Annotated in this window: 20 protein-coding genes; 11 read left to right on the forward strand and 9 right to left on the reverse strand. The window is 73.3% G+C overall.

Annotated elements, in window-relative coordinates:
- Positions 1-210: 210 nt before the first annotated feature.
- Both ACIP5W_RS17505 and glpK read left to right on the forward strand, forming a co-directional pair.
- Positions 211-1,062: an MIP/aquaporin family protein gene (locus tag ACIP5W_RS17505; protein ID WP_401473568.1), complete on the forward strand. Its 852-nt coding sequence runs from the start codon at positions 211-213 to the stop codon at positions 1,060-1,062.
- A 24-nt stretch (positions 1,063-1,086) separates the two neighbouring features.
- Positions 1,087-2,604 carry a glycerol kinase GlpK gene (gene glpK, locus ACIP5W_RS17510; protein WP_401473570.1) on the forward strand — a complete coding sequence of 506 codons (1,518 nt, stop codon included), beginning with the start codon at positions 1,087-1,089 and terminating at the stop codon, positions 2,602-2,604.
- Positions 2,605-3,058: 454 nt separating this feature from the next.
- Here glpK and ACIP5W_RS17515 read toward each other — a convergent pair whose 3' ends face one another.
- Together ACIP5W_RS17515 and ACIP5W_RS17520 are read right to left on the reverse strand one after the other, a co-directional pair.
- Complete coding sequence (locus ACIP5W_RS17515; protein ID WP_401473573.1) at positions 3,059-3,793, reverse strand: D-Ala-D-Ala carboxypeptidase family metallohydrolase; 735 nt, start codon at positions 3,791-3,793, stop codon at positions 3,059-3,061.
- Positions 3,794-4,109: 316 nt separating this feature from the next.
- Positions 4,110-4,619 carry an SRPBCC family protein gene (locus ACIP5W_RS17520; RefSeq protein ID WP_401473576.1) on the reverse strand — a complete coding sequence of 170 codons (510 nt, stop codon included), beginning with the start codon at positions 4,617-4,619 and terminating at the stop codon, positions 4,110-4,112.
- A 101-nt stretch (positions 4,620-4,720) separates the two neighbouring features.
- On the opposite strand from ACIP5W_RS17520, the gene ACIP5W_RS17525 reads away from it, so the two are divergent.
- On the forward strand, positions 4,721-5,482 hold the full coding sequence (locus ACIP5W_RS17525; protein WP_401473579.1) for a hypothetical protein: 762 nt from the start codon (positions 4,721-4,723) through the stop codon (positions 5,480-5,482).
- Positions 5,483-5,518: 36 nt separating this feature from the next.
- Here ACIP5W_RS17525 and ACIP5W_RS17530 read toward each other — a convergent pair whose 3' ends face one another.
- Positions 5,519-6,496, reverse strand: a complete 978-nt coding sequence (locus ACIP5W_RS17530; RefSeq protein ID WP_401473582.1) for an expansin EXLX1 family cellulose-binding protein — start codon at positions 6,494-6,496, stop codon at positions 5,519-5,521.
- 200 nt (positions 6,497-6,696) lie between these two features.
- Here ACIP5W_RS17530 and ACIP5W_RS17535 point away from each other — a divergent pair, with 200 nt between their 5' ends.
- Entirely contained in the window at positions 6,697-7,119 is a 423-nt protein-coding gene (locus tag ACIP5W_RS17535; protein WP_401473585.1) for an ATP-binding protein, read from the forward strand.
- 22 nt (positions 7,120-7,141) lie between these two features.
- Here the strand turns inward: ACIP5W_RS17535 and ACIP5W_RS17540 are convergent, their stop codons facing one another.
- The 3 genes from ACIP5W_RS17540 to ACIP5W_RS17550 form a co-directional block, all read right to left on the reverse strand.
- Complete coding sequence (locus ACIP5W_RS17540) at positions 7,142-7,489, reverse strand: DUF1330 domain-containing protein (protein WP_401473961.1); 348 nt, start codon at positions 7,487-7,489, stop codon at positions 7,142-7,144.
- A 296-nt stretch (positions 7,490-7,785) separates the two neighbouring features.
- Positions 7,786-9,063, reverse strand: coding sequence for a ricin-type beta-trefoil lectin domain protein (locus tag ACIP5W_RS17545; RefSeq protein WP_401473588.1), 1,278 nt, complete (start codon positions 9,061-9,063; stop codon positions 7,786-7,788).
- A 503-nt stretch (positions 9,064-9,566) separates the two neighbouring features.
- Positions 9,567-10,799, reverse strand: a complete 1,233-nt coding sequence (locus ACIP5W_RS17550; RefSeq protein ID WP_401473591.1) for an MFS transporter — start codon at positions 10,797-10,799, stop codon at positions 9,567-9,569.
- Between the two features lie 628 nt (positions 10,800-11,427).
- Between ACIP5W_RS17550 and ACIP5W_RS17555 the strand changes: the two genes are divergently transcribed.
- The 4 genes from ACIP5W_RS17555 to ACIP5W_RS17570 all read left to right on the forward strand — a co-directional run bounded on the left by ACIP5W_RS17555 (position 11,428) and on the right by ACIP5W_RS17570 (position 16,954).
- On the forward strand, positions 11,428-12,243 hold the full coding sequence (locus ACIP5W_RS17555; RefSeq protein ID WP_401473594.1) for a hypothetical protein: 816 nt from the start codon (positions 11,428-11,430) through the stop codon (positions 12,241-12,243).
- A 77-nt stretch (positions 12,244-12,320) separates the two neighbouring features.
- Positions 12,321-14,519, forward strand: coding sequence for a glycosyltransferase (locus ACIP5W_RS17560; protein ID WP_401473597.1), 2,199 nt, complete (start codon positions 12,321-12,323; stop codon positions 14,517-14,519).
- On the forward strand, positions 14,516-15,799 hold the full coding sequence (locus tag ACIP5W_RS17565) for an acyltransferase (protein ID WP_401473600.1): 1,284 nt from the start codon (positions 14,516-14,518) through the stop codon (positions 15,797-15,799). Before ACIP5W_RS17560 ends, ACIP5W_RS17565 begins: the two co-directional genes overlap by 4 nt.
- 153 nt (positions 15,800-15,952) lie before the next feature.
- Positions 15,953-16,954 carry an NAD-dependent epimerase/dehydratase family protein gene (locus ACIP5W_RS17570; RefSeq protein WP_401473603.1) on the forward strand — a complete coding sequence of 334 codons (1,002 nt, stop codon included), beginning with the start codon at positions 15,953-15,955 and terminating at the stop codon, positions 16,952-16,954.
- A gap of 33 nt (positions 16,955-16,987) precedes the next feature.
- On the opposite strand, the gene ACIP5W_RS17575 is transcribed toward ACIP5W_RS17570, so the two are convergent.
- Positions 16,988-18,097: a sensor histidine kinase gene (locus tag ACIP5W_RS17575; RefSeq protein WP_401473606.1), complete on the reverse strand. Its 1,110-nt coding sequence runs from the start codon at positions 18,095-18,097 to the stop codon at positions 16,988-16,990.
- A 2-nt stretch (positions 18,098-18,099) separates the two neighbouring features.
- A complete protein-coding gene (locus ACIP5W_RS17580) occupies positions 18,100-18,849 on the reverse strand; it encodes a response regulator transcription factor (protein WP_401473609.1) in 750 nt (249 codons plus the stop codon).
- A gap of 114 nt (positions 18,850-18,963) precedes the next feature.
- Here ACIP5W_RS17580 and ACIP5W_RS17585 point away from each other — a divergent pair, with 114 nt between their 5' ends.
- Genes ACIP5W_RS17585 through ACIP5W_RS17595 form a run of 3 tightly spaced genes read left to right on the forward strand, consistent with a single transcriptional unit; the run spans position 18,964 to position 21,082 of the window.
- Positions 18,964-19,674: a glycosyltransferase family 2 protein gene (locus ACIP5W_RS17585; RefSeq protein WP_401473611.1), complete on the forward strand. Its 711-nt coding sequence runs from the start codon at positions 18,964-18,966 to the stop codon at positions 19,672-19,674.
- Between the two features lie 32 nt (positions 19,675-19,706).
- Positions 19,707-20,321, forward strand: coding sequence for a DUF2064 domain-containing protein (locus ACIP5W_RS17590; protein ID WP_401473964.1), 615 nt, complete (start codon positions 19,707-19,709; stop codon positions 20,319-20,321).
- Positions 20,318-21,082: a class I SAM-dependent methyltransferase gene (locus ACIP5W_RS17595; RefSeq protein ID WP_401473614.1), complete on the forward strand. Its 765-nt coding sequence runs from the start codon at positions 20,318-20,320 to the stop codon at positions 21,080-21,082. The genes ACIP5W_RS17590 and ACIP5W_RS17595 overlap by 4 nt, the downstream gene beginning before the upstream one ends.
- Before the next feature lie 322 nt (positions 21,083-21,404).
- Here ACIP5W_RS17595 and ACIP5W_RS17600 read toward each other — a convergent pair whose 3' ends face one another.
- A complete protein-coding gene (locus ACIP5W_RS17600) occupies positions 21,405-22,673 on the reverse strand; it encodes a molybdopterin-dependent oxidoreductase (protein WP_401473617.1) in 1,269 nt (422 codons plus the stop codon).
- Positions 22,674-22,734 lie beyond the last annotated feature (61 nt).

The raw sequence follows: 22,734 nt of genomic DNA on the forward strand, positions 1-22,734 counted from the left end.
GAAACACCCTATCCGCAGGAGCGGAGTCCACCAGGCGGCAGAGCCGTGGTGCCCGGACCGCCGGGAACCACGCGGCGACCACGACCGCACGCCGCCAGATTTGCGGGCATATGATCTGTTCGAGCGATTTCATTCCTGTCGACTTATCCTGACGTCGGAAGGGCTCGGTAGTCGAGAGCCGGTCCTTCGACCGGCGGGAAGCGAGCTTCCATGGCTGAGCGATTCAAAAGGTCGGGCCTGATCGGCGAGTTGTCGGCCGAGTTCGCCGGCACGATGGTTCTCATCCTCTTCGGATGCGGAGTCGTGGCCCAAGTGGTCGCCGGCGGGGCCCTGACGACACCGCCGGGCGGCCTCGGCAACCACGACAGCATCGCCTGGGCGTGGGGCCTCGGCGTCACCCTCGGCGTGTACGTCGCGGGGCGGCTGAGCGGCGCCCACCTCAATCCCGCGGTGACCGTGGCCCTGGCGACCTTCAAGGGGTTCCCGTGGCGCAAGGTCGCGCCCTACGTGGTGGCACAGACGGTGGGCGCCTTCGTGGCGGCCCTCATCGTCCGCTGGAACTACACCGAGGCACTGGCGAAGGCCGACCCCGGTCACACCATCAAGACGCAGGGCGTCTTCTCCACGCTCCCCGCCAACGGCAACCCGAACCTGCCGGTGCACGAATGGGGCGCCTTCCGCGACCAGGTCATCGGCACCGCCATCCTGCTGCTGCTGATCCTGGCCGTCACGGACCTCCTCAACAACCCGCCCGGCGCGAACCTGGCCCCGTTCATCGTGGGCCTGATCGTCGTGGCGATCGGCATGGCGTGGGGAACCAACGCGGGATACGCGATCAATCCGGCGCGCGACTTCGGCCCCCGGTTGGCCAGCTTCCTCACCGGCTACGGCGGGGCGTGGCGGGACCAGTACGGGAACCTCTACTTCTGGGTGCCGATCCTCGGTCCCCTGATCGGCGGTGTGCTCGGCGCCGGCCTGTACAAGGTGTTCGTCGGCCGGCTCCTGCCGACGGCGGAGCCGGAGCCTCCCGGCCGCGTCCCCGCCCCCGACTCCGAGCGCTGACCTCCGTAGCAAAGGCGGCATCCCATGGCTGACTTCGTGGGCGCGGTGGACCAAGGCACCACCAGCACCCGATTCATGATCTTCGACCATTCCGGGAACGAGGTGGCGAAGCACCAGTTGGAGCACGCCCAGATCCTCCCGCGGTCGGGATGGGTCGAGCACGACCCCGTCGAGATCTGGGAACGCACCAACTCGGTGATGCAGAACGCCCTCCGGCACGGGAACCTGTCCCCGGAGGACCTGGCCGCGATCGGCATCACCAACCAGCGGGAGACCACGGTGGTGTGGGATCCGCGCAGCGGACGTCCCTACTACAACGCCATCGTCTGGCAGGACACCCGCACCGACTCCATCGCCGCGGCCCTGGAACGCTCGGGCAAGGGTGAGGTCATCCGCCGCAAGGCGGGCCTGCCCCCGGCGACGTACTTCTCCGGCGGCAAGATCCAGTGGATCCTGGAGAACGTCGACGGGGTCCGCGAGGCGGCGGAACAGGGCCACGCCGTCTTCGGCAACACCGACAGCTGGGTCCTGTGGAACCTGACGGGCGGCCCGGACGGCGGAATCCACGCCACCGACGTGACCAACGCCAGCCGGACCATGCTGATGGACCTGGAGACGCTGGACTGGGACGACGAACTGCTGGGCTTCTTCGGGATCCCGCGGTCCATGCTGCCCACCATCAACTCCTCCTCCCACCGCGAGGCGTACGGCGTCACGCGCACCTCCCGGCCGCTGCGCGCCGCCATCCCCATCACCGGGGTGCTCGGCGACCAGCAGGCGGCCACGGTGGGACAGGTCTGCTACGCCCCCGGCGAAGCCAAGAACACCTACGGCACCGGCAACTTCCTGGTCCTCAACACCGGTACCGAGCTGGTGCGTTCGCAGCACGGGCTGCTCACCACGGTGGCGTACCGGTTCGGCGACGAGCCGGCGGTCTACGCCCTGGAGGGCTCCATCGCGGTCACGGGGTCCGCGGTGCAGTGGCTGCGCGACCAGATGAAGATCATCAGCAGTGCCGACGAGAGCGAGACCCTGGCCCGTACCGTCGAGGACAACGGCGGCATGTACTTCGTCCCGGCGTTCTCCGGCCTGTTCGCACCGTACTGGCGCTCCGACGCCCGCGGCGCGATCGTCGGCCTGGCCCGCTACAACGACAACGGCCATCTGGCCCGCGCGACCCTGGAGTCGATCTGCTACCAGAGCCGTGACGTCGTCGAGGCCATGGAGCAGGACTCCGGGGTCCACCTCGACGTCCTCAAGGTCGACGGCGGTGTGACGGCCAACGACCTGTGCATGCAGATCCAGGCCGACGTTCTCGGGGTGCCGGTCAGCCGCCCGGTCGTCGCCGAGACCACCGCGCTCGGCGCCGCCTACGCGGCCGGCCTGGCGACCGGCTTCTGGCGCGACACCGACGAACTGCGCACCCACTGGCAGGAGTCCAAGCGCTGGCAGCCCCAGTGGTCCGACGAGCGACGGGCCGAGGGCTACGCCGGCTGGAAGAAGGCGGTGGAACGCACCCTCGACTGGGCCGAGGTCGAGTAGGCGACGCCCTGCCGGCTCTCCCGAGCCGGGGCCGACAGCACGTGTCGGCCCCGGCTCCGCCGTGTCTTCGGCCCGGCGCGCCTGCGGCCGGCCCGTGGGCAAGTCCCGCGCCGGACGGGGCCGTTCGCGGGTGGACCGTCCGTGCGGACACCGTTCGCAAGCCGTTCGCAAGCCGTTCCCTGCGCGAGAGGGTTTCGACGACCGCACGACACGGCCGACCGGTCGACCGGTGGCGGCGGCGCGAGGCGCGAGGCGGCACGAACCGGCCGGCCGGAGCTGCGCTCCCTGCCGGAGCGGGTCGAGCCGCCTCGACCACCCGCCGCGCTCGGCGCCCTGGTGCCGGACGGCCCGTGGGGACGGCCGGGAGGCCGGGAGCGCGACGGCCCAAAGCCGCCGCGCGGGCCTTCCGGCCGCGGGCCGGGTGCGGCCGGCGTGCCGTGGGCGGTGCGTGGGCTCAGATGCCGCAGGTGGGTGCGGACCAGTACGGGGACGGGTCGAGGGCGACGTGGGTGTGGTCGTTGTGGCCCGGGTAGCCCGGGCCGAGGATCTCCGAGAAGCCGTGGGTCCTGGCCTGCTGGGCGAGCCGGCACAGGGTCGGCGATCCGGTGAGGTCGGCGGCGTCGCCGTAGAGGTGGCGGCTGGTGGACGATCCGCCGACCGCGCTGTTGCAGGCGTAGGAGCGGAAGCCGCTGGAGACGGTGAGCGATACGTCGCCGAGGGCGTGCCGCATGGCCTCCAGCTTCCACATCGTCTTGAGGGCGTTGGCCTTCGCGGTGGCCGCGGAGACGGCGCCGCCGGACCAGTCGGAGTTGCACCTGTTGAGTTCGGCGTAGGTGAAGTGGACCGGTGTGCAGTCCGGGTCCTGGAGGGCGTAGATCTTGCTGAAGGTCTGCGATCCCGCGACACCGTCCGCGGTCAGGCCGTACGCGGCCTGGAACTTCTTGACGGCGGCGGTGGTCCGCGCGCCGTACTGGCCGTCGTAGGAGAGCCGTTCGCCGGAGGTCACCCATCCCGCGACGCGGATCTGGAGCTGGGTGACGTCGCTTCCGGAGGACCCCTCGGACAGGGTGCGGCTCCAGGTGTAGCACTCGTCGGCGTGCGCGGTGCCCGAGGTGGCGCCCACCCCGATCACCGCGCCCGCCATGATCATGACAAACGAGACAAGCAGACGTGACACGCGTCTGAACATCCCGGCCTCCCGACCGTCGACTCCGGTACCGACCGGCCGCCACGTCTCGACGGCGGCCCGTGCACAGAGTGGAGCACCGCGCTACGCGCGTCAACGGCGCCCGGGCACGGCGGGCTTCGGGGACATTGCCCTCGCTTTCGCCCCGCCGTGCCCGGCACGGCCCACCAGGGGCGGACCCGCCTCGCCGAAGCAGCCGCCGGCGGGGCCGTCGGGGCCCACCTGTGCCATCCGGACCTGGAACTCCCGGCCGTCCCCGGGCACCCGGTCCCTCACCGGGTGACGGGCCGCCCGGCGGGGGACGGCCCGCGCGGACGCCTCACACCCGGGCGGCCGCTTCGAGTTCCCTCTTGAGGTTGCGCAGGGTGATCTCGATGTTGCGCACCTGGAACTCGGCGAACGTACGGCCCCCGGTCACCGCCTTGTCGAAGGCGTGGGCGACCGCGTCCGGCCAGGCCCGGCGGTCGTCGGTCCAGGACTCCGTCACCCGCGTCCCGTCGCCCACCGGCTCGAGGAGGTACTCCCACGTGGCGATCGGCCCGCGCAGGCGGGGCCGCCTGATGCCGATGGCGTGGACGCGGAAGGCGAATCGGCGGCCGGGCTCGGCCGCCGTCACCGTGCACCGCGTGACCCAGCGGAACCTCCCCCGCTTGTTGAGACCCTCGAACGACGTCCCCGCCACGGCCGGCCCGACCGGCGTCCGCCGCGAGGTGCCGAGGTTCTCCGGGCTCCAGCGCCCCATGTCCGCCGGCCGGCTGACCGCGTCGTAGACCGTGGCGGGCGGGACGTCGACGACGATGTCACGGCTCACGGTGAGGATGCGGGCCACGGGGCCTCCTACGGGACGGGAACGCATGACCAGCACATGCGCTACTGGCGAGTAGCTTCGATCGTACGACGTACCTCCCGGCGGCGTGCATGATGGGCGGGATGAACGACGACGCCCTTCCGGGTCCCCTCGGTGCCGACGACCGCCTCTTGCTGCACAGGGAACCGGCCCCCGAGCGGTACGGACGCCTCGACGTGCGGTCCACCGATCTGCGTCCGGCCGAGTGGCTCACCGAACGGTCTTGGGGACACGGTGACTTCGGGACCGTGGCGGGCGTCGCCGCGCCCGGGTTCGCGGCCTACGCGCGGGTGCTGCATCCGGCGTCGCTGGACGAGCGGCCCGTGCGGTGGGCGACGGTGGCGGCCGCTCTGGGGCGTGCCGTGGAGCCGCACACCACCTGGCACGAGGTGATCGGCGCGGACCTCGACCAGCGCAACGCCTCCGAGTACGGCCTGCCCGGTGTCTGGGACGAGCATCCGGCGGAAGGGCCGACCCCGCCCGCTCTCGCCCTGTCCCTGATCCCCGTCCTGGCCCGGCACACCCGGACCCCCGACACCTGCTGGTTCGGCCTGTGGCACGGTTACGGCCGCTGGGACTTCGACCGGTACCCCTTGTTCGAGACCCCCGGCCGGGACGAGGTGCTCCTGTCCGGCACCCTCGACGAGGCCGTCAGCCCCGTGGAACTGGACGAGTTCGCCGAACTGCCCGACCTGTGGTGGCCCGATGACCGCGCCTGGTGCCTGGGCGGCGACGTGGACCTGGTGAGCACGTACGTCGGCGGGTCCTCCGAACTCGTCGCCGAACTGCTGGCCGCGCCGGGCCTGGAGGCCCACCGGGTCACGGCCGGCGACCGGGTGGCCTGACGGCCGGCGCATGCCGGGACTCGGTGCCGCCGGAACTCAGTGCCGCCGGAACTGGAGTCCGGTCGGCTGCAGGACGTCCGGGCGCACCGCGATGCCGTCGAGCAGGAGTTGTTCGCCGTGGATGTCGGTGATCCGCAGGGGGCCTCCGCAGCCGGTGCCCCGTTCGGAGAGGAAGTAGTTGAACTCGGCGCGGGGCAGCGGGTGCCAGGTGCCGTCGTCCCGAACCTCCAGTCGGGCCACCGGGTTGCGGTGGTCCACGACCTGGATGCCGCACCAGTACCGGGTGGAACCGGTCTTGTACCGGACCGCGACGGTGTCGGAGGTGCTCGGACTCAACAGGGTCCACGTGATCGGGATCTCCCCCGCCGAGAGAGCGCCGAGCTTCGCGAACGCCTGCTTGCTGAGGTCGAGTTGACCGGGTGCGCAGGGCAACGGGCACTCGTTGGTGACCTTGACCGTGACGGAGGCGCCGTTCGCCGCACGGACGCGGAGGTGGGCCCCGCACGCCCTGGACGTCTCGTAGTCGGCGTGGTTCATCGCGGCGATCATGAGGTCGTCGCTCGGGCCGAAGAGGCAGGCGCCGTCGCCGTCCCCGGCGTCGTAGTGGGTGGCGAGTCCGCGGTAGGCGACACCGGGGCGGATCCGGCCCGCCGGCGGCGGCTCGGCGGCGACCGCCCGCGCGGGGCTCGACGCCGACGCGCGCGCCCCCGGCGTCACCCCCGGCGTCACCGCCGGGGTCTTCGACGGGCTCGCACCGGGGCTCATCGTGGGCGACGCGGAGGACGGGCGGGACGGGGAGGGGGACGGCGGGGCGGACGGCGGGCGTGTCACGGTGCCCGACGGGGCGTCGGCGGCGGGTGCCGCGACGGTGCGTCCCGGGTCGGCGTCGCCGTCGGGGCGCAGTGCCACCACCAGGCAGACGAGTGCGCCCGTGGCGACCAGCGCCGCGGCCGTCGTCGTCCACCGTGCGCGCGTGCTCGGGCGGCGCCGCGCGGCGTGCCTCCTGGTCTTCATGTCCGTCCGTTCGGAAGAGCGGGTCGACTTCACGTCACCCGGTCGCCGCCCGCCGCGAAAAGGTTGCCGCCCCCTCCTCTTGTCCTTCCGCGCCCGGACCGGGACCCGGCCCCGACCCGGCGTGGGGTCCGGGCACGCCTCACCCCGTCGAACCGGGGTACACGCCCCTGCGTCAGGGCGTATCCAGGGAAGAGGTCACGATGGACAGGTCGGCGCTGCGGGCGGTCGGGTGGGCACGCACTCTGCCGATGGACAGTTCGGTGAAGGCCGCCCGCGACTGGGCGAGGGAACACCTCGACTCGCTGGGCTGGAACACCGAGGCCCCGGAGACCGCGGACGCCGTCCTGCTGACGGTCTCCGAGCTGGTCACGAACGCCCATCGGCACGCCCGCAGCAACGCCCAGCTCGTCATGGCGTGGGACAGCCGCTGTCTGCACATCGCGGTCCACGACCACTCGGGCGAGCTGCCCGCTCCCCGGGAGCCCAGCACCGACCGGGTCGGAGGGCGGGGCATGTTCCTGGTCGACGCCCTGGCCGACAGCTGGGAGGCGCATCCCTGCCCGCACGGGAAGACGATCACGGCCTGTTTCAGTCCGCCCGCGGCCGAGGAACGGCTGAGCTGAACGCACGGGTGCCCGAGGTCCGTCAGCGAGCGGGCAGCGCCTCGCGCATCCTCTTCGCCGTGCGGCTCGCGTCGTAGTCCGCGGGGACGCCCGGGACGAGGACGATGTCGCCCTCGATGTGCCGGGCGCGCAGGGGCGCGATCTCCCGGTAGGCGGCGGAGGACCACCAGGCCCGTGCCTCGGTGATCGAGGGGAAACCGATCACCACGACATGACCGGGCCAGGCGCCCTCCACCACCTCGTGCTGTGTGCCGTGCACGAGGAAGCGGCCGCCGTACGGCTCGAAGGTCGCGGTGATGCGCTCGATGTACTCGGCGACCTCCCGGTGCGGGGCCGCCTCCTGCAGGTGGGCGATCGCGTAGGCAGACATCATGGTGTCCTTCCGTCCGGTGATGCTCTCGACGGCCACGATCCTGCTCCGTGGGAGGGCCGCGGTCGATTACCCGGGAGGTAGGCACGGCGGCGGACCCGGCCACGACCCGCCGCCCTCCTCCGGGCGGAACCTGATCGCAGGCAACGCCCTGTACCGCAGGGGCGGCGCCGACACGGCCCGTGACGGCGGCGCCGGGGCCCACCGCACCCGCGCGGAGGGCGTGCGGGACTTCCGCGGAGGGCGTACGGGACCTGGCCGCCCGCCCGGCACCGTGGTCGGCGCCGCCGTCCTGGTCAACGAGTCACAGTCCACTTCTGGTTGACCGCTCCGGTGCAGGTCCAGATCTGCAGCCGGGTCCCGTTGGCCGAGCTGCCTCCGGTCGCGTCCAGGCACTTGTCGGCCTGCGGGTTGACGATGTCCCGCGCGGCGGGGACGGCCCACTGCTGGGCGGCGGATCCGTTGCAGTCCCAGAGCTGCACGAGGGTGCCGTCGGCCGTGCCTCCGGAGGCCACGTCCAGGCACTTGCCGAGCGCGCGGATCGTGCCGTCGGCGCCGACCGTCCAGCGCTGCGCGGCGGTGCCGTTGCAGTCGTGGAGCTGTACGGCCGTGCCGTTCGCGGTGCCGGCCCCGGCCACGTCGACGCACTTGCCGCCGACGCCGGTGACGGGGCCGCTGCCGCCCGGCTGGGCGGTGTCGGTGCTGACGCGGACGTGGTCGACCAGGAGTTGCTGCGGGAAGGCCGTGCTGCCGTCGGGGTCCCCGGGCCAGTAACCGCCGACCGCGAGGTTGAGGATGAGGAAGAAGGGCTTGTCGAAGACCCACTGCCGGCCGCCGAGGTCGGCGGGGGTGCGCCGCTGGTAGACCGTGCCGTCGACGGACCAGGTGATCGCGTTGGGGCTCCAGTCGACGGCGAAGGTGTGGAAGGCGTCGGCGAAGACCTGTCCGCCGGGCAGGGTGTACCCGGCGCCGATGCCCCCGGACCCCGAGTAGCCGGGCCCGTGCAGGGTGCCGTGCACGGCGGACGGCTCGAAGCCCACGTTCTCCATGACGTCGATCTCGCCCGAGTTCGGCCAGCCGACCTGGCCGATGTCGTTGCCCAGCATCCAGAAGGCGGGCCACATGCCCTGGCCGCGCGGAATCTTCATCCGGGCCTCGACGTGGCCGTACGTGGTGGTGAACCGGCCTGCCGTGTTCAGCCGGGCGGAGGTGTACTCGCACCGTCCGTACCAGCACTGGTGGTCGCCGGGGTTCTCGCGGCGGGCGGTGATCACCAGATGGCCCTGGCCGTCCAGGGCGGCGTTGCGGTTGCCTGCCGTGTAGTACTGCCGCTCGTGGTTGTTGACGTTGTCGCCGGTCTCGATCTGCCACTTGGCGCCGTCCACGGCGGCGCCCGCGGGCCCGTCGAACTCGTCGGAGAAGGTGACGGCGGCCGCCCGTGCCTCGGCGACGGCGGGTGCGGCGGCCTCCGGCGCGGGCGACGCGCCCTGCGCGAGCCCGGTGGACAGCAACGCGAAGGCGAGGAGCGGGGCGAGGGACCACAGGAGGCGGCGGGGAAAACGCGGGGAGTCCATGACTCTCCCTTCGTCGAGCATGACACGGAGACCAGCGACTGCATGCACATGACATAAATGCGGGCGGGCGGGATCAACTGGCCGGCGCGGCATGGGCGGTGGGGGACGCACTTAGTTCACTGTGTGATTTAAGGAGTGAGCAATACGTCTGTCAAGGGTTTGGTACGGACCGCCGGGCGGGGCTGGCCCCGGCCGACCGACGGCCGACGTGTACGGCGGGCGGCAGTCCGGGCCGGGCCGTCCACCGGCGCCAGCCCTGCCGTCGCCTTCCCGTCGCCTTCCCGTCGTCCGCCCGGAGGTGGGCCCTGCGGCGCCAGGCGCACGCTCCCGGCGCGCCGGGCCCCGATCGTCGCGGACGACGGGAGCGGGGCCGCGGCCGGTGAGCGGCCGGTGATACGGGTGATCAGCCGTCGGATTCCGGCGAGACGGTGATTGCGGTACCGGGGTCTTCCGTCCGGATCGGGCCGGACCCATAAAGTACGGCCCGATCCGGGCGAGAGGCCCTAAGGGCGTGTTTCGCCGGCCGTCGTCACCTCTGCCGCCACCCCCGTCGGCACCCCCGCGCCCGAGGACGTGACGACCTCGGAAGTGCCGCTGCCGCGGTCCATGAGGCCGCCGGCGAAGGCGAGGCCGAGGCCCACGGCGGCGAGGGCCGCGCCGACCAGGGCGGGCGAGGCCCAGCCCCAGCCGGCCGAGATGGCCAGGCCGCCGAGCCAGGCGCCACCCGCGTTGGCCAGGTTGAAGGCGGAGTGGTTGGAGGCCGCCGCCATCGTCGGGGCGTCCTTCGCCTTGAGCATGAGCAGCATCTGCACCGGCGTGGTGACAAGGGCGCCCATCGCACCCATGAAGACGAGCGTCACCAGGGCGAGTACGGTGCTGTGGACCGTGAAGTGGAACACCACGAGCGACGTGCCGAGCACGGCGAGCCCGCCGTACAGGGTGGGGCGCAGGGCGCGGTCGGTCAGCGGGCCCGCGATCAGCGTGCCCAGGGTCATTCCTGCGCCGTAGAGGGCGAGGACCCAGGTGGTCGAGGACTCGGCCAGGCCCGTCAGGTGCGTCAGCATCGGGACGAGGTAGCTGTAGACGGCGAAGAAGCCGCCGAAGCCCACGACGGCGGTGGCCAGTCCGATGGCCACCTGCCGGTTCCCCATCGCCCGCAGTTCGTGGCGGATGCCCGCCTGATCGCTGCGCGGCTGGTGGGGGACGAAGGCGGCCAGCGCGGCGAGGGCGACGAGTCCGATGACGGCCACCGCGCAGTAGGCGTACCGCCAGCCCAGCTGCTGCCCGAGGGCCGTGCCGGCCGGTACGCCGACGATGTTGGCGATGGTGAGCCCCAGGAACATCTTCGAGACGGCGCGCGCCGCACGGTCCGGGGCGACGAGCCGGGAGGCCACGACGGCCCCCACGCCGAAGAGCGCGCCGTGCGGCAGGCCCGCCAGGAAGCGTGCGGCGAACAGCAGGCCGAAGTCGGGGGCGAGGGCGGAGGCGAGGTTGCCGGCCACGAACAGCCCGGACAGCCAGAGCAGGAGCCGCTTGTGGGAGATGCGTGCGCCGATGCCGGTCAGTACGGGGGCACCGACGACGACGCCGAGCGCGTAGGCGGAGACGAGGTTGCCGGCCTGGGGCACGGACACGCCGATCCCTTCGGCGATCCGGGGGAGCAGCCCCATGGTGGCGAACTCGGTCGTGCCGATGCCGAACGCGACGACAGCGAGGGACAGCAGGGCCAAGGGCATGGAGCGGGGACACCTTTCGCGGGCGATCCGGATGCGGCGGAGCGGACGGGGACCGTGGTCGTGCCGCTCCCGTGGCCAGTCGCGCCGGCCGCCGTCGCCCGGTGCGCCCCCCGCAACGGAGGAGGCCCAAAGAGAGTGAAGCAATGGCGCAGGCCCGCGCATTCCAAGATCGCGCCCCGGATTCCGTGTGCCGCGTCACACCCCGCGGGCCGAGCGGGCCGACCGTGGCCGAGGTGCGCGCACCGATGGACTCATGTCCCGTAAGCGGCTTACGAACGGAACTACCGAACAGTCACTTGTGCGCCACCTGTGAACCCCGTCCCAGTCCGTGAGATCGGCCCGTTTCCACGGGGTTCGGCGTGCGAGGATCGTTTTCGGTCACGCCCGGAAGAGCACTTCCTTCACACTTACTCCACAAGCCTCACGCTTTTCTCACGTGGACTATAGTCGCTGATCAAAGAATCAACTATCGGGGGCGATCGGACCAGGTTGCATCCTGGTTCGGCCGGCGTGCGCGGGGATCCTCCATGCCTCCCCGCAGCAGTCCCGTGGGGGTGGGCAAGTGGAAAATTGGCTGGATGACACCCAACCGCAAAAGGCGAGCGGTGCATCCGCGACCGACGACTCCGTGTTCGGCGGGCGCGGCACCGGTATGCAGACGAGGAAGGCGCGAGCCCGGAGCTTCTGGGAGGCCGAGGACGCACCCGGGTCCGCGCGCACCGAGGCGACGGCCACCCTGCCCGCCGGTGCCGCGCTCTTCCCGGACTCCACGAACGCCGGCCCGGCCGGGGCCGTCGACGACCCGCACGAACTGACGGTTCACCTCGCGAACATCGACCCGGTGTCCTTCGAAGGCGGACCCGAGTCCCAGGACGGCGCCGGAAAGCCCGTCTTCGTCGACGAGTCGGGCCGCCGCAGCCGTCGGCTGCGCAGGGTGGGCACGGCCGTCGGCATCGCCTGCTCCGTGTACGCCCTCGTCATCGTGGCCACCCTCGTCTCCGGCAACTCCAGCGCACCGTGGCTGCCCTTGCCGGGGCAGGCCGGCGACACACCCGCCGAACAGGTCGAGACCTCCTCCGGGCCCTCGGCCACGGCGAGCCCCTCGGGCTCGGCCGGCGCCGCGCCGAGCGCGGGCCCGTCGGGCTCCTCCGCGTCGACCGCGGCCACGGCCGGCGCCACCGAGGCGCCCGGCGCGAGCACCGGCCCCGGTCGGCCGACGGTGTCCGCGCCGCCCGAGGCGTCCACCGGGACGACGACCCAAAAGCCCGCCGCCACGGCGACCGCCTCCAGCCCCACCACCCCGGCCGCGTCCGCCTCCCCGTCGGCGCCCGCTCCCGAGGCGAGCCAGTCCGACAGCGGCGGCGACCCCTCACCGACCGCCGACGACGGCACCGGCGGGGGCACGGGCACCGGCGACGCGAGCGCACTGTCGTCCGCCTCCTGAACCCACCCGCCGCGCAGTCCGCTCTCCCTCCCGCCGCGCAGTCCGCTCTCCCTCCCGTCCCTGGAGCACACCTTCCGATGGCATTTCCCGCCCGCCGTCGCCGGACCGCCACCGCGGCCCGTGACGGCGCCGTCCGACGCCGCCGCGTCCCGATGCGCCTGATGCTGCCCACCGTCGTCCTGGTGGCCATGATGGCGATGCTGATGCTGCGCGGTTACGTGCACAGCGAGATCCTGGCCGACCACCGCATCCGGCCCGAGGCGTCCACCGACAGGGTGCCCGACGAGATCCTGGACGGCGGCCCGGTCATCGACACCCGCGGCGGCCGCACCGCCAGTCGGGGGGTGCCCGACCACCGCCTGGTCCTGACCTTCGACGACGGCCCCGACCCGGAGTGGACGCCGAAGGTGCTGGACGTGCTGAAGAAGCACCACGCGCACGCGGTCTTCTTCGTCACCGGCACCATGGCCTCCCGCTACCCCGAACTGGTCCGGCGGATGGTCGACGAGGGCCACGAGGTGGGCCTGCACACCTTCAACCACCCCGACCTGTCCTTCCAGTCGAAGAAACGTATCGACTGGGAGCTGTCGCAGAACCAGCTCGCCCTGACCGGCGCCGCGGGTATCCGCACCTCGCTGTTCCGGCCGCCGTACTCGTCCTTCGCCGACGCGATGGACGACAAGTCCTGGCCGGTCACCGAGTACATCGGCTCGCGCGGCTACCTCAGCGTCGTCAACGACACCGACAGCGAGGACTGGAAGAAGCCCGGCGTCGAGGAGATCATCCGGCGCGCCACGCCCGAGGGCGGCGAGGGCGCGATCGTCCTGATGCACGACTCCGGCGGCGACCGCCACCAGACCGTCGAGGCACTGGACCGGTTCCTGCCCGACCTGCAGTCCCGGGGCTACGAGTTCGACAACCTCACCGACGCCCTCGGCGCGCCCAGCGCGCACACCGAGGTCACCGGCCTCGACCTGTGGAAGGGCAAGGCCTGGATCTTCCTGGTCGGGGCCGCCGAGAACATCACCGGTGTGCTGATGGTCGGCCTCGCGGCGATCGGTGTCCTGGTCATCAGCCGGTTCGTGCTGATGCTGTTGTTGTCCGCCCTGCACTCCCGCAGAGTGCGGAGGCCCGGGTTCAGCTGGGGCCCGCCGGTCACCGAACCGGTGTCGGTGCTGGTCCCGGCGTACAACGAGGCCAAGTGCATCGAGAACACGGTCCGCTCGCTGATGGCCGGTGAGCACCCCATCGAGGTGCTCGTCGTCGACGACGGCTCCTCCGACGGCACCGCCCGCATCGTGGAGGACCTGGGCCTGCCCGGCGTACGCGTCGTCCGCCAGCCGAACGCCGGCAAACCCGCCGCCCTCAACCGGGGCATCGCGAGCGCCCGGCACGACCTCATCGTGATGATGGACGGCGACACCGTCTTCGAGCCCTCCACCGTCCGCGAGCTGGTGCAGCCCTTCGCCGACCCGCGCGTCGGCGCCGTCGCCGGCAACGCCAAGGTCGGCAACCGGGACTCGCTGATCGGTGCCTGGCAGCACATCGAGTACGTCATGGGCTTCAACCTCGACCGCCGCATGTACGACGTCCTGGGCTGCATGCCGACCATCCCCGGCGCGGTCGGCGCGTTCCGCCGCACCGCCCTGGAGCGGGTCGGCGGCATGAGCGACGACACCCTCGCCGAGGACACCGACATCACCATGGCGCTGCACCGCGACGGCTGGAAGGTGGTGTACGCCGAGAAGGCCCGCGCCTGGACCGAGGCCCCGGAGTCGGTCCAGCAACTGTGGTCCCAGCGCTACCGCTGGTCGTACGGCACCATGCAGGCGATCTGGAAGCACCGCCGGGCGGTCGTCGAGCGCGGTGTGTCCGGCCGCTTCGGCCGGGTCGGGCTGCCGTTCGTCTCGCTCTTCATGGTCGTGGCCCCGCTGCTGGCGCCGCTCATCGACGTCTTCCTCCTCTACGGGGTGGTCTTCGGGCCCACGCAGAAGACCATCGTGGCCTGGCTGGGCGTGCTCGCCGTCCAGGCCGTGTGCGCGGCCTACGCCTTCCGGCTCGACCGCGAACGCATGACCCACCTGATCTCGCTGCCCCTCCAGCAGATCCTCTACCGCCAGCTGATGTACGTCGTGCTGCTCCAGTCCTGGATCACCGCCCTCACCGGCGGCCGGCTGCGCTGGCAGAAGCTGCGCCGCACCGGTGTCGTCGAGGCGCCGGGCGGCCCGGTGCCGCAGCACACCGGTGACACCAACGACCGGAGGCCTGTCGCATGACCCAGGACCACTCGACCGGGACGGCCGCGGGTGCCGAGCGGACACCGGCGTTCGGCGTCCCCCGGCAGCGGATCACGAGCGCCTTCCCGGAACCGTCCGCGGCACCCGTGGCCGAGGCCACGGCCGCCGCGAAGAAGCCGGGCCGTGACCGCTACCTCGACCTGCTGCGCACGATCGCCCTGGTCCGCGTGGTCGTCTACCACCTGTTCGGCTGGGCCTGGCTGACCGTGCTGTTCCCGTCCATGGGCGTCATGTTCGCCCTGGCGGGCTCGCTGATGGCACGTTCGCTGAAACGTCCCGCGCCGGGCGTGATCCGGGGCCGGGTCCGGCGGCTCCTGCCGCCGCTGTGGGTGTTCGGCGCGGCCGTGCTGACCCTGCTGTTCGCCGGGGGCTGGAACCCGCTGGAGGACCCCGACCACGGGGGCGCCCTGGGCGTCGTCGAACTGCTCAACTACGTCGTCCCGCTCGGTGCGCCGCCGTTCCCCTGGAGCATCGGCTCCCGGTCCGGCGTGCTGGAGAACACCTGGGCGGTGCAGGCGGCCGGTGTGCTGTGGTATCTGCGGGCCTACCTGTGGTTCGTGCTCGCCTCGCCGCTGCTGCTCCGGGCGTTCCGCAGGGCGCCCTGGGTCACGCTGCTCGCGCCGCTGGCGCTGACGGCGGTGGTGGGCACGGGGGTCGTGTCCATACCCGGCGAGACCGGCAACGCGGTCAGCGACTTCGCGGTGTACGGCAGCTGCTGGGTGCTGGGCTTCGCCCACCAGGACGGGCTGCTCGCGCGGATCCCGCGCTATGCCGCGGTCTCCTGCTCCGCACTCGTCATGGCCTTCGGCCTGTGGTGGGCCTCGGGGCACCTGGGACCGGACGGCTGGGACCTCAACGACATCCCGCTGGCCCAGGCGACCTGGTCCTTCGGGTTCGTGGTGATCCTGCTCCAGTACTCGCCCTCGTGGCAGGAACTCCCGCGCGGGCTGGCCCGCTGGGACCGGCTGATCACCCTGTCCAACAACCGGGCCGTCACGATCTACCTGTGGCACAACATGCTGATCATGGCCACCGTCCCGGTCATCGACACGCTGTACGGACTGCCCTTCATGGAGAGCGACGGTGCCACGGGATTCCTCGACTCCACGTACATGCTGTGGATGTTCGTCCTGGTCTGGCCCCTCATCGGGGCGATGATCCTGGCGACCGGCTGGATCGAGGACATCGCGGCGAAGCGGAAGCCGCGCCTGTGGCCCGACGGGCGCAAGAGCACGGCGCGCCGGGCGCGCCAGGTTTAGTGAGCCGCAGCGTTGCCGACACGGGTGACCGGTGGCCGGCCGCCGCGTGCGGTGTGGCGGCGACGGGGTGTCCGGCCCGTCCCCGTCTTACGGAGTGGTGACGTGCCGGGCGGGTCACGGTGTGCGGCGGGACGGCGGTCCTAGCGTGGGCGTATGCGTGTACTGGTCACCGGCGGTGCCGGGTTCATCGGGTCCCATGTCGTGGACGCCCTGCGGGCGCGCGGGCACGAGCCGCTCGTGTTCGACGTGCGGGAGGATCCGGCGGCGGACGTCCGCGATCCGGCGGCCGTGGCCGCCGCGCTCGCCGGTGTCGACGCAGTCTGCCATCAGGCGGCGATGGTCGGACTCGGCAACGGGGTCGCCGACGCGGCGGAGTACGTCTCCCGCAACGATCTGGGGACGGCGGTGCTGCTCGCCGCCATGGCCGAAGCGGGCGTACGGCACCTCGTGCTGGCCGGGTCGATGGTCGTGTACGGCGAGGGGCGCTACGCGTGCGCGCGGCACGGTGTCGTGCGGCCGGGGCCGCGGGCCGTCGCCGACCTGGACGCGGGCCGGTTCGAGCCGCCGTGTCCGGCGTGCGGGAAGAGCCTGTCCCCCGGGCTGGTCGGCGAGGACGCTCCCCCCGACCCGCGCAACGTGTACGCGACGACCAAGCTCGCGCAGGAGCACCTGGCCGCCGCGTGGGCGCGGGCCACCGGCGGTTCGGCGGTCTCGCTGCGCTACCACAACGTGTACGGACCGCGGATGCCCCGCGACACGCCGTACGCCGGCGTGGCCTCCTTCTTCCGTTCCGCGCTCGCCCGGGGCGAGGCCCCGCGCGTCTTCGAGGACGGCCGGCAGCGGCGGGACTTCGTGCACGTGCGGGACGTGGCCGCGGCCAACCTGGCCGCCCTGGAGGCGCGGGGCCCGGCCGGCCTGCTCACGGCGTACAACACCGGCAGCGGCGAGCCGCGCACGGTGGGCGAGACGGCCCGTGCGCTGGCCGCCGCGTACGGCGGCCCCGAGCCCGTGGTCACCGGCGAGTACCGGCTGGGCGACGTGCGGCACATCACCGCGGACTCCGCCCGGCTGCGGGCCGGTCTCGGCTGGCAGCCCGAGGTCGGCTTCGCGGAGGGGATGCGGGAGTTCGCGCGGGCCGGGCTGCGCGAGGCCTGAGCCCGGCCGGGCGGGCAGGCCGGGGCGGGCAGGCTACGGCGCCGTGGGCAGGGTCACCTCGAAGCGGCAGCCGCCCGGGATGTTGCGGACGGTGGCGCGCCCCCGGTGGGCCTCCACGATGCCCCGCACGATGGCCAGGCCCAGACCCGCTCCGGCCGGCGGGGTGCGCGCGTGGGTGCCGCGCCAGCCGGTGTCGAAGACGCGCGGCAGGTCCTCCTCGGGGATGCCGCCGCAGCCGTCGGTCACGGACACCACGACCCCGTGCGGGCAGCTCTCGGCGCTCACCGCGACCGTGCCGTCGGCGGGGGTCCGCCGGATCGCGTTGACCAGGAGGTTTCCCAGGACGCGGCTCATCTCCTTGCCGTCGACCTCGACCGGCACCGCCTCGACGGGGTGGCCGACGAGGCGGACGCCGTGCTCGCGGGCGAGGGGGTCGGCGCCGGCGAGGGCGTCGCCGACGAGGTCGTACAGGGACATGCGGGCGGGGGTGAGCGGGAGGGTTCCGGCGTGGATGCGGGAGAGTTGGAAGAGGTCGCCGACCATGTCGTTGAGGCGTTCGACCTCGGTGCGGATCTGCCGCAGATAGCGGCCGGGGTCGGCGGCGACCCCGTCCTCCAGCGCCTCCGACATGGCGCGCAGGCCGGCGAGCGGGGTGCGCAGGTCGTGGGAGATCCAGGCGACCAGTTCGCGCCGGGAGGTCTCCAGGGCGCGCTCGCGGTCGCGGGATTCGGCGAGCCGGGCACTGGTCGACGCCAACTCGCGGCTCAACGAGTCCAGTTCGGCGGTCGTCGGGCCCGCGGGGACGGTGAAGGCGCCGCCGTCGCCGAAGGAGCGGGCGGCGACGGTGAGTGCGCGGCTGCGGGCGACGACCCAGCGGCCCAGGAGCAGCGCGGTCGCCAGGGAGACCACGGCGGCCATCGCCACGACGGTGGTCACCACGGTGAGGTCGTGCGGGGACAGGAACATCGCCCGGGCGACGGCGAGGGTGCCCGCGAGCATCGCGACCACTCCGACGGCGGCGACCACGGCGAGGGAGGCGGTGAGCGAGCGACGTCGGATCAGACGCAGCGCGACCGCTCCGGCGATGCCGGTGACGGCGGCACCGGCGAAGGCGTACAGGGCGATGAGGAGGGTGTCGCGCATGGTCAGCCGGCCTCCTGGCCGCGGGGGTCGAAGCGGTAGCCCACGCCCCACACGGTCCGGATCAGACGCGGACGGGCCGGGTCGTCCTCGACCTTGCCGCGCAGCCTGCGGACGTGGACGGTGACGGTGGACAGGTCGCCGAAGTCCCAGCCCCACACCTCACGCATCAGGTCCTCGCGGCCGAACGCCCGTCCCGGGTGCCGCAGGAGAAAGGCGAGGAGGTCGAACTCCCTCAGGGTGAGCGCGAGTTCGGTGCCGTTCTTGGTGGCGCGGCGGGCGGTGGGGTCGACCGTCAGGCCGGCCGCGTCCAGCGGGGGCGCGGCGGTGGCTGGCCGGGCGCGGCGCAGCACGGACTCCACCCGCAGGACGAGTTCGCGCGGGCTGAAGGGTTTGGTGACGTAGTCGTCGGCGCCCACCTCCAGGCCGAGTATGCGGTCGTCCTCGTCGCCCCGGGCGGTGAGCATGATGACGGGGACGGGTCCGTGGCCGCGCAGCCTGCGGCAGACCTCCAGGCCGTCCATGCCGGGCAGCATGAGGTCCAGCACCACCAGGTCGGGCCGGTGGGCGGCGGCGCGGGCCAGGGCGGCGGGGCCGTCGTCGGCCCGGTCGACGGTGTAGCCGGCGCGGTCGAGGTAGCCGGTGACGACCTCCGCGACCGTGGGGTCGTCGTCGACGACCAGGATGCGGGCGGTGGCGCCCGGCGCGGGCCCGGCGGTGGTTCCCGCCTGCGGGGACTCGAACGGCGGCTGCATGCCTCCAGCCTCGCACCACCGGGTCGCCGGTGGGGGCCGCAGGGGTCCGCACGGCGTCGACGTCCGCGTTTCGTAAGGAGCCGAAGTCCGGTTCGCCCGGTTCGCGTTCGTAGGGTGAACGCCGTGACCCTTTCCCCACCGCCTCCGGGCGGCGTCGATGTCGTCCTGCCCTGTCTCGACGAGGCCGGGGCCCTGCCCTGGGTGCTGGCCAGGATCCCGGCCGGCTGGCGCGCGCTCGTCGTGGACAACGGCTCCACCGACGGTTCGGCAGAGATCGCCCGGCGGCTCGGCGCGACCGTCGTCCACGAGCCGCGCCGGGGCTTCGGCGCGGCCTGCCACGCCGGGCTGACCGCCGCCACCGCCGAGGTGGTGTGCTTCTGCGACTGCGACGCCTCGCTCGACCCGTCCCTGCTGGAGCCGTTCGTCCGGGAGGTGCGCGCGGGCGGGGCCGACCTGGTGCTCGGCCGGAGGCGGCCGCACGGCCGGGGCAGCTGGCCCGCGCACGCCCGGGCCGGCAATCTCGCCCTGGCCCGGCTGCTGCGCCGCCGCACCGGTCTGCGCCTGCACGACCTGGGCCCGCTGCGGGCCGGCCGCCGCGAGGCGCTGCTCGGCCTCGGCCTCACCGACCGGCGCAGCGGCTACCCGCTGGAGATGGTGGTGCGGGCGGCCGACGCGGGCTGGCGGATCACCGAGCACGACGTCCCCTACCTGCCCCGTACCGGCGCCTCGAAGGTCACCGGAACCTGGCGCGGCACCTGGCAGGCGGTACGGGACATGAGCCGCGTCCTGAACGACGTCCCCGCCCGCGAGGGGATCCCGCGGTGATCCGGCCGGACCCGGTGACCGCACCGACACCGGTGACCACGCTCCTCGTCATCGCGAAGGAGCCGCTGCCCGGCCGGGTGAAGACCCGGCTCACCCCTCCTTTCGCGCCGTGGGAGGCGGCGGCTCTCGCGGCGGCCGCCCTCGCGGACACCCTGGCGGCCGTCGCCGCCGCCCCGGCCGTCCGGCGGCTCCTCGTGCTGGACGGCGCGCCCGGACCGTGGCTGCCGCCCGGCTTCGACGTCGTGCCGCAGTGCGCGGGGGGTCTGGACGAACGGCTGGCGGAGGCCTTCGCCTGCTGCGAGGGGCCCGCGCTGCTGATCGGCATGGACACCCCGCAGGTGACGCCGAACCTGCTGACGGTGGACTTCGCGGGCTGCGACGCGTACTTCGGGCCCGCCGAGGACGGCGGTTTCTGGGCGCTGGGACTCGCCGAGCCGGACCCCGCGCTGCTGCGGGGCGTGCCCATGTCGACGCCGTCCACCGGGGCCGTCCAGCGCGAGCGGCTCGTCGCCGCCGGGCTGCGGGTGCGCGATCTGCCGCGCCTGCGGGACGTGGACGACGCCCGGGACGCCCGTGCCGTCGCCGCGCTGGCCCCGCACGGCCGGTTCGCGGCCCGGCTGGCCCGCTGCGCGGCGGCGCACCGATGAGGACCCGGCAGGCCGGCGCCGTCCCCTGGGCCGCGGCCGACCCGTACTCCACCGCTCTGCGGGCCGGTCGCGGTCCGCTGTTCCTGCGCCGCGCCGACGGCCGGCTGCTGCCGCTGGAGGTGGAGCGCTGGTGCGCGCGGGCCGACCGGGTCGATCTGGAGGTGCTGGACCGGTGCGAGGGCGCCGTGCTCGACGTCGGCTGCGGGCCCGGGCGCCTGGTGGCGGAACTCGCCGCCCGCGGCCGTACGGTCCTCGGTGTCGACGTGAGCGAGGCGGCCGTGGAGCACACCGTCCGGCTCGGCGGGCAGGCGTTGCGGCGCTCCGTCTTCGAGCCGCTGCCCGGCGAGGGCCGCTGGGGCACCGTCCTGCTGATGGACGGCAACGTCGGCATCGGCGGTGATCCGCGTGCTCTGCTGGACCGGGCGGCCCGGCTCCTCTCCCCCGGCGGCCTGCTGATCGCCGAGACCCTGCCGGTGGACGTCGACGAACGCGCCGAGGTGCGGGTCGTCGACGTCACCGAGGCCCACGCGGAAAGCGGCAGTCCGTTCCCGTGGGCGCGGCTCGGCACCCCGGCCCTGTCCCGGTACGCGGACCGGGCGGGCTGGAGTGCCGCCGATCAGTGGGCGGCGGGCGGGCGTTGCTTCGTCGCCCTGCGCAGCCGCAGCGCCAGCAGCAGCGCCGAGGTGCCGAAGAGCACGGCGGTGATCAGCAGCCAGCGGGCCGCGAACCCGTCCGCGGGGAGCCCGGTGGCCGAGCGGTAACGCCCGGCCACCGTCCCGCTGATCAGCGGGAACCACACCAGCAGGAGCAGTCCGGACAGGGCGGCCGGGACACGGACGTACCCGGTCCACTCGCCGCGGCCGGCCGTGCGCAGCCCCCGGACCAGGGCCCGGTCGGCCGTCGCGTACAGGGGCAGCAGCACCAGGTCGTGCAGGACCGCGGCCCCCGCGAACCACAGGAGCACGCCGAACCGGTCGCCGGCGAGCAGCCGTACGCCCGCGTAACCGGCCAGCGCGAACGAGCAGGCGAGCAGCAGGAGTTGCAGAGGGCTGCCGAGGGGAATCCGTCGTCGCGCCGGCCTCGTCACAGGTCTCCGAACGTCAGTCGGGCCACCCACTTGGTGTTGAGCACACCGGGTGCGGCGGGCACGACGACGCGTGCCGGGTGACCGTGGTCGGGGGAGAGTTCCTCGCCGTTGACGTACAGGGCGAGCAGGGAGCGCGGGTCGGCCACCTGGCCGGCGCGCAGGGCGGCGTGCCGGAAGGCGCCGCGGAGCTGGAGGGACTCGACGAACACGTCCGGCGGATCGTCCTCGTGTCCGACGAGCGCCGCGAGGTCCCGCAGCCGCACGCCGCGCCACCACTGGTCGGACGTCGACCAGCCCTCGACGCAGGCGATGGGCAGGGCCGCGCTGTGCAGCGGGAGGCGCAGGAGGTCGGTGCGGGTGAGGCGGACGGTGCCCGTGCGTCCGGTGACCACGAGCCGCCACGTGTGCGGGCTCGTCTCCGACGGGCGGATGCCCGCGTACCGGGCCGTCTTGTTGATCTGGAAGCCGTTCGGTCCGGTGCCGGGGTCCGGTCCGCCGTGCGGCGCGAGGAGGGCGGTGCGTCGCAGCGGGCCGTCGGTGGTCTGACCGGCCGTCGTCGCGAACAGCAGCAGTGCGCCGCCGCCCACGAACCCCAGGGCGCCGCGCCGGGAGACGGTCGGGGTGCCGGGCCGCGGGGAGACCAGCGGGTCGGTCCCGCAGGCCGGCTCCGCCGCGGGCCGCGGTTCCCGATCGTTCCGGGGTCCGCGCAGGTTCCGTAGGGCCGCCGGGGTCCTCAGGGCGGCGTGGGCGGCGAACGCGGCGAAGAACACCCACGCGCCGTAGAAGTGCAGCGGGTAGAAGGAGCCCGGGAAGACGTAGTCCAGCTGGACGTTGAGCACGCCGGTCACGAACTCGAAGAGCGCTCCCCCGACCAGGAGCAGCAGGGAGATCCGCTCCAGCGCGTGCGCGAGCGAGCGGGCCGGCGGCAGCGCGAACAGCTTCGGGACCACGGACCACAGTTTGGCCAGCAGCACCGGGATCAGGGTGATGCCGAGGGTGACGTGGACGCCCTGGTTCAGCCGGTACAGCCAGTGCGGGTTCGTCGGCCAGGCGAAGAGGTAGAAGCCGAGGATCCCCTTGTCCGGGGTCTTGTCGTTGACCGGCGCCAGATCCGGGTTGTAGGCGGCGTACGACAGCAGGCCCGTCACGAACAGCACGGTGATGCCGGCCAGGAGGACGAGGCCCAGCACCGAGGTGAACCAGGGGCCGCGCAGGGGGCTGCGCCAGAAGCCGGGCGCGGAGGGAAGCCGTGGATCGTCTCGCATGCCCCGACCGTAGGCCCGCGCACCCCGGCGAACGGGCGCGCGACCCATGACGAAACGCTGA

The organism is Streptomyces sp. NPDC088766 (assembly GCF_044750845.1).
Lineage (GTDB): Bacteria > Actinomycetota > Actinomycetes > Streptomycetales > Streptomycetaceae > Streptomyces.